Source organism: Xanthobacter nonsaccharivorans (assembly GCF_043194755.2).
Lineage (GTDB): Bacteria > Pseudomonadota > Alphaproteobacteria > Rhizobiales > Xanthobacteraceae > Xanthobacter > Xanthobacter autotrophicus_G.
The window spans coordinates 4060667-4075114 of record NZ_CM195526.1; the positions used below are offsets into that span (position 1 = coordinate 4060667).

Sequence of the window (14448 nt, forward strand, 5' to 3'; positions counted from 1 at the left end):
CATATCAACAATTATCTTGGTGACCCCAGCCTTCGCTCAGCAGGCCGCCGTGCTGTCGATTGATGCACTTGCCAATTCCGTCGTGGCAAGTAACCCCGAACGACGCTTTTATTTCCAGCAGATCGGGCTTGCAGGTGTTGAGCGCGACGCGGCTGATCGCCTGCCGGACCCTGAAGCTGCATTCGAGTTAGGCGAACGCCGGATGGCCGACGGCCTGACAGGTGCACCGAAAGGCGCCGGGCCGACATATGGCTTGTCGATTATGCAGCCGCTCGACTTTGCCGGACGCGGGGCGCTCCGTCGCGCCATCGCCGAGCATCAGATCGCGCTGGCGCGGCTCGGTCTTGCGCAATTCGACGCAACGCTCGCAAGCCGGGCACGCTCTTTGGGATATGCCTTGTTCGCGGCCGAGCGGAAAGCCGCCGCGGCACGCGACGTTGCCGCGCGGATGCGCGAGCTTGCACGCGTTGTGGAGCAGCGGGATCCGGCGGGCATCGCCACCACGCTGGACACGGCCATTCTGGATGCGGGTGCCATCACGGCGGAGCGAAATGCCGCGATGGCTGATTCCGAGACCAGCACGATCGTCTACGAACTGAATCAACTTCGCGGCGCGCCGCTCAAAGCGCGGCTCCGCATTGCTCCGCCCGATATCACGCTGCCCGGCCTTCCGTCGGTCGAGCGCATGGCGCAACAAGCTGGCATCAACAATTTCGAGATTCAGTCGCTGCGCGCGCAATTGCAGCAGCAAGGGTTGCGCGTTGACCTCGCACAAGCAGCGCGTGTGCCGAACGTCTCAGTCGGTCCCTACTTCAATCGCGCGAAGTCAGACAGCCGCGAGACCAATTTCGGCATACGGCTGACGACGACGTTGCCGCTTTGGAATAGCCAGGCTGCTGGCCTCGCACAGGAGTTGAGCCGTCAATCCCAGGGCGATGCGGCCCTGCTCGCCGCCAACCGACGGATCGCGAGGCAGGTTTACGAACAGGCAGCCTACTACGAGGCGAAGCGTCGAGCCCTTGCGGGCTGGCCAGCCGGGGCCACCGAGAAATTTGCGGCCGCAGCTACCGCCGCCGCCGATAGTTATCGCCAGGGAGCGATCCCGATCGCAACTTACGTCGAGATGCAGCGCCAGTATCTGGACGCGCTGTCGGCTCTGCTCGACACGCGACGTGAGGCTATGGAAGCGATGCTTCAACTTCGGGCGCTCAATGGCGGCCGCAGCTTCGACGGCGTGTCCCGATGACGCGGCGGATTCTGGAATGGACAACCGGTCGACCAGCCACGGTGATGATCATCGCTTTGCTGATCGCTGGTCTTGGAATCTGGTCTTTCGTGAATCTGCAAATCGATGTCATTCCCGACATCACAGGCGTGCAGGTGCAGATCAACACGACTGTTCCTGCCCTGGCGCCAGAGGAAATCGAGCGTCTTGTGACGCTGCCCATCGAGCGCAGCATGGGTGGTCAGCCGGGCCTGCGGGAAATGCGATCGCTCACCAAGACCGGACTGTCACAGGTCACGCTCATCTATCAGGACGGCACGGACCAGCTTCGCGCACGCCAATTCGTCAACGAGCGGCTTTCCGCAGTGCGCGACATGCTGCCAGCCGGATCATCGCCGCGCCTCGCTCCGATCACCACCGGGCTTGGCGAAATCTGGTACTACACACTCGAATGGGCGCAACCGCCGTCCGATTTGGACGAGCGGCAACAACTGATGGAGTTGTTCGAGGCTCAGGAATATATCGTGCGCCCGATGCTGCGCGCGATCGAGGGGGTCGCCGACGTCAATTCCAACGGCGGCCTCGAACGTCAGTTTGTCATCGAGCCTGATCTGAAGAAGCTCACGACAGCGGGCATCACGCCGAGCGAGCTTGCCCAGGCTGTTGGCGCCAACGTCGCCAATGCCGGCGGCGGGACCATCACCAAGAACGGCCAACGCTTCACCGTCCGAACCGAAGCGCGTGTCACGACGGCGGAGATGATCCGCGCATTACCCGTGAAATTCGCAGGTGGCGTGCGGCCGCTGACTGTAGCGGATCTGGCGACCGTGACCATCGGCCATGCTCCACGCGATGGCGCCGCGACCACCAACGGCAAGGAAACCGTGCTCGGCACAGTGATGATGCTGGTCGGGCAGAACAGCCGGGACGTTGCCCGGCGCGTCGATGCGCAATTGCCGAACCTGCGCGCCGCGCTGCCCAAAGGCATGATCCTTCAGGTTCAGTACGATCGTTCAGAATTGGTGGATCGCACCATCGCGACGGTCGAGCGCAACCTTGGCGAGGGAGCGTTGCTGGTCGCCGTCGTATTGCTGATCGTGGTCGGCAACTGGCGCGCGGCATTTATCGTCGCGTCGGTCATCCCGCTGGCCTTTCTCATGATGATCTCGGGCATGCATGCGCTCGGTATATCGGGCAATCTGATGAGCCTCGGCGCGCTCGACTTCGGCCTGGTCGTAGATGGCGCGATCGTCGTCGTGGAAAACACATTGCGTCTGATGGGCGAGGCACAGCGCCTCAAGGGGCGCGAGCTGACGGCCGATGAACGCCGTCGCATCGTCATCAACGCTGCGGGGGGCGTGGCGCGGCCCGTGTTCTTCGGCATGGCCATCATCGCGCTGGTTTATGTGCCGGTACTCAGCCTGGGCGGCGTCGAGGGGAAGCTGTTTCAGCCGATGGCGCAAGCCGTGATGCTGGCGCTGGCAGCGGCGCTGATCGTTACCTTTACGCTAGTGCCGGCGCTGTGCGCCCGGCTGCTACGAGGCGAGAAGGTGCGTCAGCCGAGCGTCAGTGAAAAGGAAGATTCTCTCCCGGAGATAACCGCCGACAACCACATCACGCATAACGGTGGCTTCGCCGGCCTCGTGATCCGGGGCTACCGTCCCGTCCTGGACTTCGCCCTCCGTCATCCCGCTGCCCTTCTCGTTCCATCGGCAGTCCTGTTGGCCGTGGCATTGAGGATATTCCTGACCCTTGGCTCGCAGTTTACGCCACGCCTCGATGAGGGCTCCATCACGGCGATGGTCTACAAGCCCGTGGGGATGTCGCTCGACCGTAGCCTTGAGATCGAGCAGCAAACCGAGCGTGAAATTTTGCGTCGCTTTCCGCAAGTGACCCGAACCTTCTCCCGCATCGGCACCAGCGCGGTTGCGACCGACCCGATGCCGCCGAATGAGAACGACCTCTACATCTTCTACAAGCCGCTCGACCAATGGCCGCAAGGTCCGGACATGCCGCGCAACAAGAGCGAGCTGGTTGCGGCGATCGAAAAGGCTGCCACTGCGCTGGCGCCGGAGCAGTCATTCCTTTTCGCGCAGCCTATCGAGATGCGCTTCAACGAAATGTTGGAGGGCACGCGGGCGGATCTGTCGGTCAAGATATTCGGAGACGACTACGACGTGCTTGAGCGGCTCGCCGCGCAGGCGCGAGAGGAATTGCAAGGCGTGCCCGGCACCGCCAATGCCGCATTCGAAGCGGCCAGCCGCACCCACAGTGTGGTGGTCGAGATCAATCACGACGCGATGGTGCGGTTGGGGCTGGGAACCGCCGAGGTCAACCGTGCCATTGCGTCAGCGATCGGTGGGGACGAGGTCGGCTTCATCGCGGACGGAGAGCATCGACACGCGATCGTCGTTCGTATGCCCGAGTCCTTACGCGCGGACACAAAATCGATCCTCTCCCTTCCATTGCGCGTCGGCGCGTCCGGCCTTGTGCCGCTGGACCGCGTTGCAAGTCTGCGCGAGATGAGAACGGTCGAACCGATCCTGCACGACAATGGTAAGCGCCGCGCCGCCTTGATGGTCAATCTCAACACCAGCGACATCGAAGGTTATGTGACCGCAGCGCGTGCACGCCTCGACGGCAAGCTTGCGCTGCCTGAATCCTATCGCATCGAGTTCGGAGGCCAGTTCCGTCAGCTAGAAGCGGCCCGAGCCCGTCTGATGATCGTCGTGCCGGCGGCGCTGCTGATGATCTTCTTGCTCGTTTATTCGGCGTTGGGGAGCGTCCGTCATGCCGCCGTCGTCTATACCGGTATTCCGTTTGCGATCACCGGTGGCGTGCTGGCACTCTGGCTACGTGACATGCCATTCTCGATCACCGCCGCGATCGGCTTTATCGCGGTCTCCGGCATCGCGATGCTGAATGGTCTCGTTCTGATCGATCATATCAATGCGTTGCGGCGGAAGCTGCCTGTTATCGAGGCAGTCCGGCAAGCCGCCACGGATCGGCTCCGTCCGGTATTGTCGACCGCCATGGTCGCGGGAATCGGCTTCGTACCGATGGCGATTTCACAGGGCGCGGGAGCGGAGGTGCAACGACCGCTCGCCACTGTCGTCATCGGCGGCGTCCTGTCGTCCACCGTTCTGACGCTGCTGCTGTTGCCGGCGATCTACCGATGGATGGAGCGCCGCTCCGCAGCCGTCGTCGAACGAGAGAAACAGCCGTTGGAAGTGGAGGTTTCAGCATGAAAAGATCGAATCGGCTCCGTGACGTGGCAATCTTAGCCGCTATGACGTCACTTTTCTTTGTCTCGCCGGCCCTCTCGCTCGCAAGTTCTCCTGTCCATGACAATCAACCCAGTCCTTTCTACGTGCAAAACCTGCCGGCGGAAGTGCGGGCAGGCCTTCAAAAATACAGGAAGGTATGTGGCGATGAATTGACAACAACGCGTGGCTTCAGCCGCTTCATTGACGTTGGGAACGTTCGTCTCATCGCTCTTCATCTTCATGAACTCAGATGTGGCGACCGCCTTACGTTTTGTAGCAGCGGAAAATGCCTCCATCAGGTCTACATGTCGCACCACGGACGATATCATCTGGTGATGAGTGTCAGGGCAAATGAAGTCACGTTGAGAGGCCTGGACAACACTCCGGCGATTGAAGTTGAATGCGGCTTTGGACTACAGCGTATGTGGCGATGGAACGGTAGGCGTTTCATCGGAAGATAGCATCATTGATCAGCCTGACCGGCCAAGTTTCCAGATCGATCTCGAAGGCAAGGCGCCTTTTCCTATGTGCTCAGCGCCGCGTTACAAAGCCTTAGAAATGTAATTCAGGACCATGTTCCATGCGAGCCCTTCATAAAGAGAACCATCTGATCGAACGAATAGGTTGGCTTCGCGCAGCGGTGCTAGGCGCCAATGACGGGCTGATTTCAACATCGAGTCTGATCGTCGGTGTTGCCGCCGCGACCGCCGCTTCCCACGAAATTCTGGTTGCTGGCGTAGCGGGGCTCGTCGCCGGAGCAATGTCGATGGCTGCAGGCGAATATGTGTCGGTCAGTTCCCAGGCCGATACGGAAGAAGCCGACATGGCGCGTGAGCGCCGCGAACTTGCCACGCAACCTGAAGCGGAGCTGGCCGAACTCGCCGCGATCTACGAGCAGCGTGGTGTAACGCCCGAACTGGCGCGACAGGTCGCCGAGCAGATGATGGCAAAGGACGCCTTCGGGGCCCATGCGCGGGATGAACTCGGACTGACCAGTCATGTGATGGCGAAGCCAGTTCAAGCGGCTTTCACTTCGGCGGTCACCTTCGCATCTGGCGCGACTTTGCCGCTGGCCGTCGCTCTCCTGTCGCCGGCCTGGACCGCCACCTGGACCGTCTCCATTGCCTGCCTCATCGGACTTGGCGTTCTCGGAGCGATCGGCGCTCGCGCTGGCGGCGCCAGCATATGGAAACCCACTCTTCGGGTCGTGTTTTGGGGAGCAGTCGCCATGGCCTCAACTGCGACCATTGGTGCCCTCATCGGTCGAGCCGTCTAGTTCGCGGAGCTCTCTATTTTTTAATCGATTTTGCACTCGATATTTGCATCGCTGCAGAATGGGATTTTCTGCGATGTATTCCAGCGGTACCCAATCACACATGCCGCGGACTTCAGGACTAGGAGAGAGCCACTGCGTACGCGGCCCAGATTTGGAAAGAGCTAGTCATTTCCTCATAGACCCGGGAGAAGCAAAATACCGGATACCTTGTACTTGGTCCGATATCAGCTCCGCGTTCGGTTCGGCGCACCCGTTTGGGTGGGGCTATTGGCGGCAGCCGGCGAACGCTGAAAGATGAGAGGATCACGATGCCCCAAAATAAATTAATCGCAGATTCAATCACATATGCGTTCGCACTTTTATCCAGTACGGCGCGCCATTCTCCTTGTGAGATTGGCTCTTTCCCCCACACATTGTCCTTGTTATTTCTGTAGCCTGCCGTCCGGCCATATCAGCCGTCACGCCTGCAGCGCCGTGCGCGCGGCCAGTATCTCGGGCCAGCGCCTTTACACTCGCCCTTGAAAGTGAAGGCGCGTTCTAGCTTTGTGTCAATCGAACGCCACGCCGATGCGCGTAGCGCTCCGCCAGACTATTCGACACTGTGAGCAAGCGCCGCCAGGTTCTATTTTCAGCTCGAAGGCATCCGGAATGTTCAGGGCAGCAGGAACTTCGAGGCAGGCGCCTGTGTCCGACAAGTTTCGGACGACGCAACTTATCACGGACGATCGCTGATTGAGAATGATCTTCCCCGTCAACAGCGTGCGGCGACGGCGAGTGGTGCGACGCTCCGTCATAACCAATACCAAACGACGCCGCAGGCGGTTGTCGCTGCCCCGCGTCTCGCCTCGACGGCCACCTTCGCGATTCCCGTATCGCGTGGCAGGTTATTGGCGAGTATTTTGAAGACGAGAGCCCCCGGCATAGCGCACTCGCAATACTTCAACGTAGAAACACCATCCGCGCGGTTTGGCCGAGCAGGACAAAGGCCAAAGATTCGTCCCAGTAGCTCAAGACTCCCAATCTGAATCGTTGGTGGTTCATGAGGGCCAAGGCACAGCTGATAGCCGCGCTCATAAACAGCATCATCGTAAGCGCTTTCCCGAATCCCCAGGGCAGCGGGCTTTGAGCACCGGCAAAGATCAGCACGATCAAAAGTTTGAGAGAAAGGCGACGGAGCACAAAGCGCGAGTCCGACGTCATTTTCGGCTCGGCTGCATAACGACGTCGTATCCGCGAAGAGGCAGTACGAAAGAGACACTGCGATAAACGCAATGTCGGTCGGGCAAAGGCATCCAAGCCCGTGCGGCGAAACCGAAACGCCGCTTTCAGAAAGGTTAAGGACAACGAATAAAGCAATCGCCGAAGACGAGGGCTTCGCGCGACGATGCGCTCGACAAGAACCATATCGATACCCACACTAGACCTCGGATCGAAATAAATCAGAGCGATCACATCGCTAGTGAAGTCGACGCGCCCGTGTCCGGTGAGTCTAAGCGGCTTGATATTGCGCAGGTAGTTATCGCCGAAGACCTTACAATATACGATGGTATATCCCGGATATTGTTTTGTATATCGGATCAACCCCGCAAGACACTGTCACTCAAGGAATGACGGTGATATCCAGCCAATGTCATCTAGCGGCTCCAACCCGCTGCCGACGCATGAGGATCAACGAGCAATGCCAAGCGACAGTAGTCGAGCAAGCGTGCCGCTCAGGTCGTTCTCGCGAGTCTGAATCATCAGTCTCGCCTGTGACGGCCGAGCGGCTCGTCACGGAGGTGAGACATGACTCTCCAATTTTTTACTCTGCCGGCTTCGCTCCGCGTTTCGCGGATCGCCTCGCCGAAACGCAATCCCGCATTCGCCGACCCGCGATGCGAGCGTGACCGTCCTTTCACGAAGTCTCCCCGCACGAACCGGACTCGACTGGTCGCGGCGTGGCGTGTCAATGGCGAGACCGGTCGGCTCGAATGCATCTGGATGCTTGACGCCGAACCAGACACGGGCGGCGGGTTGCGCCGATTGATCGAGCGCGCCGGACTCCTTCTTGCAGTTTACCAGCATGGTCGCTTTGCGGCGTGAGGCGTGTGATGCATTCCCTCACGCTGCATAAGGCCAGCACGGCGATGGTTCTGGTGTCCGCCGGCCTGGACGGGCTTCACCCCCGCCGGGGCGGCAATCCGTACTCGCGCAGAATCGCACGGTCGCGCGAAGGTGCGGACCCTCCCTGGTGAAGAGCGGCTGCGCTGCTCAAGCGCGGTCCGAATGCCGAGCGTCGTGAAGATGCATCGGTTTCATTATCCCCTCAGCCGACCAAGACCCCAAGCGCCGAAGACCGTGCCGAGAGGCGCATGGTCTCGGCGCTTGCGGCAGGAGATTCATCCAATGAATGCCCCCATCCTCAAGGCGGCTCTCAAGCCGCGCGGAAAAGACGAACGCAAGCTGTCGATGAAGGCGGTCCGTGAAGCCCAGAATGGGTTGGATGACACCTTCGAAAACGTCAAAGGCGACCGCAACGGCCTGATTGCCCGAGATGCGATCGAACGGCTGGCAAAAGACGGCCCCAATGAGGTTGCGCAAGAGCGACGCCTGCCAGCGGTTGTTCAGTTTTTTGGCGCTTTCAAGAATCCGTTCATTGCAGTGCTGCTGATCCTGGCTGGGATCAGCGCTGTAACGGACATCTGGCTTCGGCTTCAACATGGCGAGGATGCGGATCCGACAAAAGTCACCATCATCATCGTGATGGTGCTTGCCAGCGCCTTGATGCGCTTCGTTCAGGAGTACCGATCGAGCGCTGCGGCCGAAGCTCTGAAGGCGATGGTCCGCACGACGGCGACGGTTCTTCGTCGAGGATCGGCAACGTCAAATCCCGAAGCATTCGAAATCCCGATGCGAGAGATCGTCGCCGGCGACATCGTGCGTCTTTCAGCAGGGGATATGATCCCGGCAGACGTGAGGCTGATCGAATCCCGCGATCTGTTTGTGAGCCAGGCAGTGCTCACCGGTGAGGCCATCCCTGTTGAGAAGTATGACACGCTCGGGTCTGTCGCCGAGAAGTCCGCGGCGAGCGTAGCGTCCAGCGAAATGAACGCGCTCGACATGCCCAACGTCTGCTTCATGGGCACCAACGTCGTGAGCGGCACGGCGACCGCGCTTGTCGTTGCCACGGGTGCTCGCACCTATTTCGGATCGTTAGCCAAGGCGATCGTCGGATCGCGCGCTCAAACGGCGTTCGATCGCGGCATCAACAGTGTGAGCTGGCTGCTCATCCGCTTCATGCTCGTCATGGTTCCTGTCGTCTTTGTCATCAACGGCCTGACCAAAGGCGACTGGGTGGAAGCGCTGTTGTTCGGCCTTGCCGTCGCCGTCGGACTTACCCCCGAAATGCTGCCGATGATCGTTTCCTCGAACCTCGCGAAGGGCGCCGTAGCGATGGCGCGGCGCAAAGTCGTCGTGAAGCGACTCAACGCCATTCAGAACTTCGGCGCGATGGATGTTCTCTGCACGGACAAGACCGGCACGCTGACTCAGGACAAGATCATTCTGGAGCACCACGTCGACGTTACCGGGCAACCCAACGCTGACGTTCTCCGGTTGGGCTGGTTGAACAGCTACCACCAGAGCGGCGTGAAGAACCTGATGGATCAGGCCGTCGTGCGATTCGCCGGGGCGGAGCCAGCCATCACGAACACGGCCGCGAGCTACCGAAAAGTCGATGAACTTCCGTTCGACTTCGTGCGCCGCCGACTCTCAGTGGTCGTCGAGGGCGAGGACGGAGATCACTTGCTCATCTGCAAGGGCGCGGTTGAGGAGATGCTGTCGATCTCTACGCACGTCAGAAGAGGCAAAGATCTGATCCGCCTTGGTGACGTTGAGCGCAAGAATCTGGCTGCGATGGCTCGGGCGTACAACGAGGACGGATTCCGTGTGCTGGTCGTCGCCACCCGAGGGTTTGTGGCGTCCGAGGCCAAGACGCATTATGCCATCGCGGACGAAGCCGATCTCACGATTCAGGGGTTCCTTACTTTTCTCGACCCGCCAAAGGAGACGGCTGGACCAGCAATCGCTGCGCTCGCGGAGCATGGCGTCAAGGTCAAGGTTCTTACGGGCGACAATGCGGTCGTGAGTGCCAAGATCTGCCGTGAAGTAGGACTTGAACCGGGCCAAGCCGTACTCGGGCGCGACATAGAAAAATTGGACGACACCGCGCTTCGCGTTTTGGTCGAGGAGCGGACGATCTTCGCGAAGCTCACTCCGCTCCAGAAGTCGCGTGTATTGCAGGCGCTTCAGGCTAACGGTCATACCGTCGGATTTCTCGGTGACGGCATCAATGACGCCCCGGCGCTGCGCGATGCCGATGTCGGCATTTCCGTCGATAGCGGCGCCGATATTGCGAAGGAGTCGGCCGATATCATCCTGCTCGAGAAGAGCCTGATGGTTCTTGAGGAGGGTGTGCTGAAGGGGCGCGAAACCTTCGGCAACATCATGAAATACCTCAACATGACCGCCAGCTCGAACTTCGGAAACGTGTTTTCAGTGCTGGTGGCGAGCGCATTCATTCCGTTCCTGCCGATGCTGTCGATCCATTTGCTCGTGCAAAACCTGATGTACGACATTTCCCAATTGGCGCTGCCTTGGGATCACATGGACAAGGAGTTTCTCAGCAAACCGCGGAAGTGGGATGCCAAGAATATCGGTCGTTTCATGATCTGGATCGGGCCGACGTCCTCGATCTTCGACATCACGACGTTCGCTCTGATGTGGTTCGTCTTTGCCGCCAATAGCCCGGAGCATCAATCGCTCTTTCAGTCGGGCTGGTTCATCGAGGGCCTGCTTTCTCAAACGCTCGTGGTCCATATGCTGCGTACCCAGAAGATTCCCTTCGTCAACAGCACAGCGGCTTTGCCGGTCTTGCTGATGTCGAGCGTCATCTGCGTACTGGGGATCTATTTGCCGTTCTCTCCGCTGGGAGCAGCCATCGGATTGCAGCCCCTGCCTATCGCCTACTTCCCGTGGCTGGCCGGAACGCTGCTCTGCTACTGCCTCGTCGCTCAACTGATGAAGACCGTCTACATCCGCCGGTTCGGACAATGGTTCTGACGGCCAAGCGCATGAGAGGTCCTGATCATGTCCACATCACCGTTGATCCTGAGATTTGCGCCGCCGCAGGCTGGAGACTGCCCGCGACAAGGGCCGCCACCGCCGAGGCGACAAGCGCCGCGTCCGCCCCACAATCGCGAGCCGGGCGATGCCAGGTCGTCGCTTCGGAATCGGTTGGACAGACGTTTGTGTTGGGCTTTGGCGGTTTTGGCGATGTTCGTGACGCATGCGGCCGTTCACCTTGCTCGTCGCCGTCTGCTGGACGGTTTCAAGCTCAGATTCCTGCTGCGTTGCGGCGCACGGTTGAACAGAGCGGCGATATCGCGAATGCGGCGTTGCCGCTGGTGAGCCACACAAGCGCAAAACGATCGCTTGCATGGAACCAAAGCACGAGGCCCGGACCTGAACCGGACTTCGATCAGCAAGGAGCTTCAAATGGACGACCCATCTAGTCGCGGCGCGACCAACAACTCGCGCCGCTTGAATTCACGAGAAAACTAGGAGGGCAGCTCGCGGCTATTGGCGCCGGGCGCTCTCGCAACCCGACGCCAGGAGTAGCCCATGACTTATTTTACGACCCACGGACTTCCCAATTTCACTATCACCACCGGACTGAAGGTTTTCAGGCGTCGTCGGGTTCTTTTTTGCCGACTGATGGTGATCGCTTTCTACTTGCTGGCGCTCGGTCTTGTAGCGGTTCTTCAGGTAACCAAAGCGCACGCGCAAGAACTTCAAACGACTCCCGGCCATCCGGATGCGGCACGGCTCAACACTAGTGGACCGCAACCCATCCTGGCGATGCCAACGAAGGCACCGGGGGCCTCGCGTGACAATAAGGTGGAATCGGGCGGGCCCGACTGGTCGGGCGTCTATTTTGGCGGACACACCGGTTTCGGGGCTGGCAGCCTTGGCCCGGGAACGAACCCCGTCTTGAATCAGTCCGTTGGCCTGCCGCCTACGGTGACAGGAATGATCGGCGGCTTTCAGGGAGGCTACAACTTTCAGGCCAGCGATCGTTGGGTGCTCGGCGCGGAAGCCGATGTCACTTTTGTGAGCCCGCCCGATGAGACGCGACGGATACCGGCTCCCTTCAACACATCCCTGGATGTCGTGGGGACGGTGCGTGGCAGGATCGGCTATGCTTTTGGCCCATTCCTCCCCTATGCAACGGGAGGCCTCGCTTGGACACGAACGAACGTCGACATCAATGGCGATGACGGCAGCGTTTTGTCAAAACTGGGGCGCTGGCACGCTGGGTGGACGGCAGGCGCAGGTGTCGAAATGGCCTTGGGCGGACCATGGACGGCACGCGTCCAGTACGACTACCTCGATCTGGCTTCCTCGACCTATCGACTCGATGGTGCCGGACTGCGCGATGTGTCCGTCCGCCCCCGAACCCAGAGGTTCACGCTTGGCCTGAACTACCGACTGGGCGATGTGGCCTCGACACTCCCAAGACCACCGGCAACTGTCGAAATGTCGCCGGACTGGAATATTCATGGCCAGACCACATTCATCGCCCAAGGCTATCCCGCGATTCGTTCCCCCTACGCTTCCAGCGCCAGCCTGCCCGGTGGTGGGCAAGTTCGTGAGACGTGGACCGCGGACGCATTTCTTGGCGTGAGGCTTTGGGACGGTGGTGCGTTCTATTTCAATCCCGAGCTAGCCCAAGGCTTCGGGCTGAACGGGACGCTCGGACTCGCAGGCTTTCCAAATGGAGAAGCGCAAAAAGGCGGCGCTGAATTTCCGAAATTTCGGCCACAGCGCTACTATCTTCAGCAGACATTCGGTCTTGGTGGCGAGCAGGAGGATGTCGCAGACGGCCCCCTGCAACTGGCGGGGCGACGCGATATCGATCGCGTCACTGTCACGGTTGGTCGTTTCGCGGTTGGCGATTTCTTCGACGCGAATGCCTATGCCAAGGATCCGCGCGCGGATTTCATGAATTGGGCAATCTGGTCGTCGGGGGCCTATGACTTCCCCGCCGACCTTCCCGGCATGACGCGCGGTGCGGTCATCGAGCTGAATCGTAAGGATTGGGCTGTGCGAGCCGGGGCCTTCCAAGTGCCCAGGGAGCCGAACAGTGATGTTTTGGTCTTCAATGGGGGCGGCGGTGGCGCCGTCGAGTTCGAGGAACGGCACAGCCTGTTCGGGCAGCCGGGTAAGGTTCGGATCGGCGCTTTCATCAACCGTGGTTACACCGGCGCGTATCGCGACGCTATCAACCTCGCGCAAGCGAGCCCTCAAACAGATATCAACGATGCGATGACGGCCCTGCGCCGCAATCAGAATAAGTATGGCTTTTATGGAAATATCGAACAGGCTTTGACAGCTGACCTCGGGCTTTTCGCCCGTGCAAGCTGGAACGACGGCCGCACCGAAATCCTCTCCTTCACGGACATCGACCGCAGCATTTCCGGTGGTTTCTCCCTAAAGGGTTCTGCATGGGGACGGCCTGCGGACACGATCGGAGTCGGTGCTGCGGTCAACGGCCTCTCGAGTGCACATCGTAACTTCCTCGCCGCCGGAGGCACGGGGTTGCTGATCGGTGATGGGAGACTGCGCTACGGCCACGAGTCGATCGTCGAGGCGTATTACGCCTTGCGGGTCAACGGCTGGAGCACCGTCACCTTCGACTATCAGTTTGTTGCAAACCCCGCCTACAACGCCGACCGCGGACCAGCCTCGATTCTGTCGCTTCGCGCCCACGCCGAATTCTGACAGCGAGTGGAGTGGCAATTCCAGCAATAGCGCGGGCTTGCGCCTCGGGAGGGCGCGACCGACGCAACGAGATGGGAACACATTCAGATGGATTGGCAAAGCCTTGGCCACACCGCACTCACGCTCGGGGGCGCATTCCTTCTTGGCGGCTTGATCGGCTTCGAACGGCAATGGCGCCAGCGCCTGGCCGGGCTGCGAACCAATACCCTCGTCGCGCTCGGCGCGGCCATCTTCGTCCTCTTTGCCGGGCTGTTCCCCGGCGAGGCGAGCCCGACGCGCGTTGCGGCCCAGATTGTTTCCGGCATCGGCTTTATGGGCGCCGGCATCATCTTCAAGGAAGGGTTGAATGTGCGCGGGCTCAACACCGCCGCGACGCTGTGGTGCTCCGCCGCGATCGGCGCGCTGTGTGGGGCCGGATTTTTCTTTCATGCATTGATTGCGACGACGTTCGTCATCGCCGTCAACGCAGTTCTGCGCCCGCTCGTGCGCCTCGTTGAGCGCCAGTCATTCGCCGCAAGCCCGTTGGACAGCGCATATGCGATCAGCATCATCTGCCATGGAGAGGCTGAGGCGCATGTTCGGGCGCTTCTTCTTCGCGATCTCGCCGGTGCGCTGCACATCCGCGACCTCGAAAGCACGAATATCGAGGACACAAACCGAGTCCAGGTGAGCGCGACAGTGCGAGCCGACACTCGGCAGGATCGCCTTTTGGAACAGATTATCGGTCGTCTCAGTCTGGAGCCGCTGGTAACATCTGCTCGGTGGCGGTTCGAGCCAGGCGAGTGACCGAGAAGCAATAGTTATCTAGGTACACGGCGGAGTAGATTCTCCAGGGAAGAATATTGAAAGTAGGTAAGTTG

9 protein-coding genes are annotated in these 14448 nt (G+C 60.2%); 7 read left to right on the forward strand and 2 right to left on the reverse strand.

Annotation, left to right across the window (positions count from 1 at the left end):
- The first annotated feature begins 49 nt into the window (after nucleotides 1–49).
- The 3 genes from V5F59_RS18550 (at nucleotide 50) to V5F59_RS18560 (ending at nucleotide 5767) form a co-directional block, all read left to right on the forward strand.
- Entirely contained in the window at nucleotides 50–1246 is a 1197-nt protein-coding gene (locus V5F59_RS18550) for a TolC family protein (RefSeq protein WP_332119274.1), read from the forward strand.
- Between the two features lie 44 nt (nucleotides 1247–1290).
- The gene (locus tag V5F59_RS18555) at nucleotides 1291–4473 is read left to right on the forward strand and encodes an efflux RND transporter permease subunit (RefSeq protein WP_230646591.1); all 3183 of its coding nucleotides are present in this window, start codon (nucleotides 1291–1293) and stop codon (nucleotides 4471–4473) included.
- Nucleotides 4474–5071: 598 nt separating this feature from the next.
- The gene (locus tag V5F59_RS18560; protein ID WP_006022566.1) at nucleotides 5072–5767 is read left to right on the forward strand and encodes a VIT1/CCC1 transporter family protein; all 696 of its coding nucleotides are present in this window, start codon (nucleotides 5072–5074) and stop codon (nucleotides 5765–5767) included.
- A 548-nt stretch (nucleotides 5768–6315) separates the two neighbouring features.
- On the opposite strand, the gene V5F59_RS18565 is transcribed toward V5F59_RS18560, so the two are convergent.
- Complete coding sequence (locus tag V5F59_RS18565; RefSeq protein ID WP_080655009.1) at nucleotides 6316–6561, reverse strand: PilZ domain-containing protein; 246 nt, start codon at nucleotides 6559–6561, stop codon at nucleotides 6316–6318.
- Between the two features lie 145 nt (nucleotides 6562–6706).
- The gene (locus V5F59_RS18570) at nucleotides 6707–7183 is read right to left on the reverse strand and encodes a hypothetical protein (RefSeq protein WP_124810153.1); all 477 of its coding nucleotides are present in this window, start codon (nucleotides 7181–7183) and stop codon (nucleotides 6707–6709) included.
- A 369-nt stretch (nucleotides 7184–7552) separates the two neighbouring features.
- Between V5F59_RS18570 and V5F59_RS18575 the strand changes: the two genes are divergently transcribed.
- From V5F59_RS18575 to V5F59_RS18590, 4 genes are all read left to right on the forward strand, one after another.
- Complete coding sequence (locus V5F59_RS18575) at nucleotides 7553–7849, forward strand: hypothetical protein (protein WP_006022569.1); 297 nt, start codon at nucleotides 7553–7555, stop codon at nucleotides 7847–7849.
- 303 nt (nucleotides 7850–8152) lie between these two features.
- Complete coding sequence (mgtA, locus tag V5F59_RS18580; RefSeq protein WP_006022571.1) at nucleotides 8153–10867, forward strand: magnesium-translocating P-type ATPase; 2715 nt, start codon at nucleotides 8153–8155, stop codon at nucleotides 10865–10867.
- 561 nt (nucleotides 10868–11428) lie between these two features.
- Nucleotides 11429–13588 carry a carbohydrate porin gene (locus V5F59_RS18585; RefSeq protein WP_006022572.1) on the forward strand — a complete coding sequence of 720 codons (2160 nt, stop codon included), beginning with the start codon at nucleotides 11429–11431 and terminating at the stop codon, nucleotides 13586–13588.
- An 87-nt stretch (nucleotides 13589–13675) separates the two neighbouring features.
- Nucleotides 13676–14374, forward strand: coding sequence for an MgtC/SapB family protein (locus V5F59_RS18590; RefSeq protein ID WP_006022573.1), 699 nt, complete (start codon nucleotides 13676–13678; stop codon nucleotides 14372–14374).
- The last annotated feature ends 74 nt before the right edge of the window (nucleotides 14375–14448 follow it).

Bases quoted from the DNA above. Each gene is read 5' to 3' on its own strand.
- V5F59_RS18555 (WP_230646591.1), top strand. From the start codon at position 1,291: ATGATCATCGCTTTGCTGATCGCTGGTCTTGGAATCTGGTCTTTCGTG.
- V5F59_RS18560 (WP_006022566.1), top strand. From the start codon at position 5,072: ATGCGAGCCCTTCATAAAGAGAACCATCTGATCGAACGAATAGGTTGG.
- V5F59_RS18565 (WP_080655009.1), bottom strand. From the start codon at position 6,561: ATGACGGAGCGTCGCACCACTCGCCGTCGCCGCACGCTGTTGACGGGG.
- V5F59_RS18575 (WP_006022569.1), top strand. From the start codon at position 7,553: ATGACTCTCCAATTTTTTACTCTGCCGGCTTCGCTCCGCGTTTCGCGG.
- mgtA (WP_006022571.1), top strand. From the start codon at position 8,153: ATGAATGCCCCCATCCTCAAGGCGGCTCTCAAGCCGCGCGGAAAAGAC.
- V5F59_RS18585 (WP_006022572.1), top strand. From the start codon at position 11,429: ATGACTTATTTTACGACCCACGGACTTCCCAATTTCACTATCACCACC.
- V5F59_RS18590 (WP_006022573.1), top strand. From the start codon at position 13,676: ATGGATTGGCAAAGCCTTGGCCACACCGCACTCACGCTCGGGGGCGCA.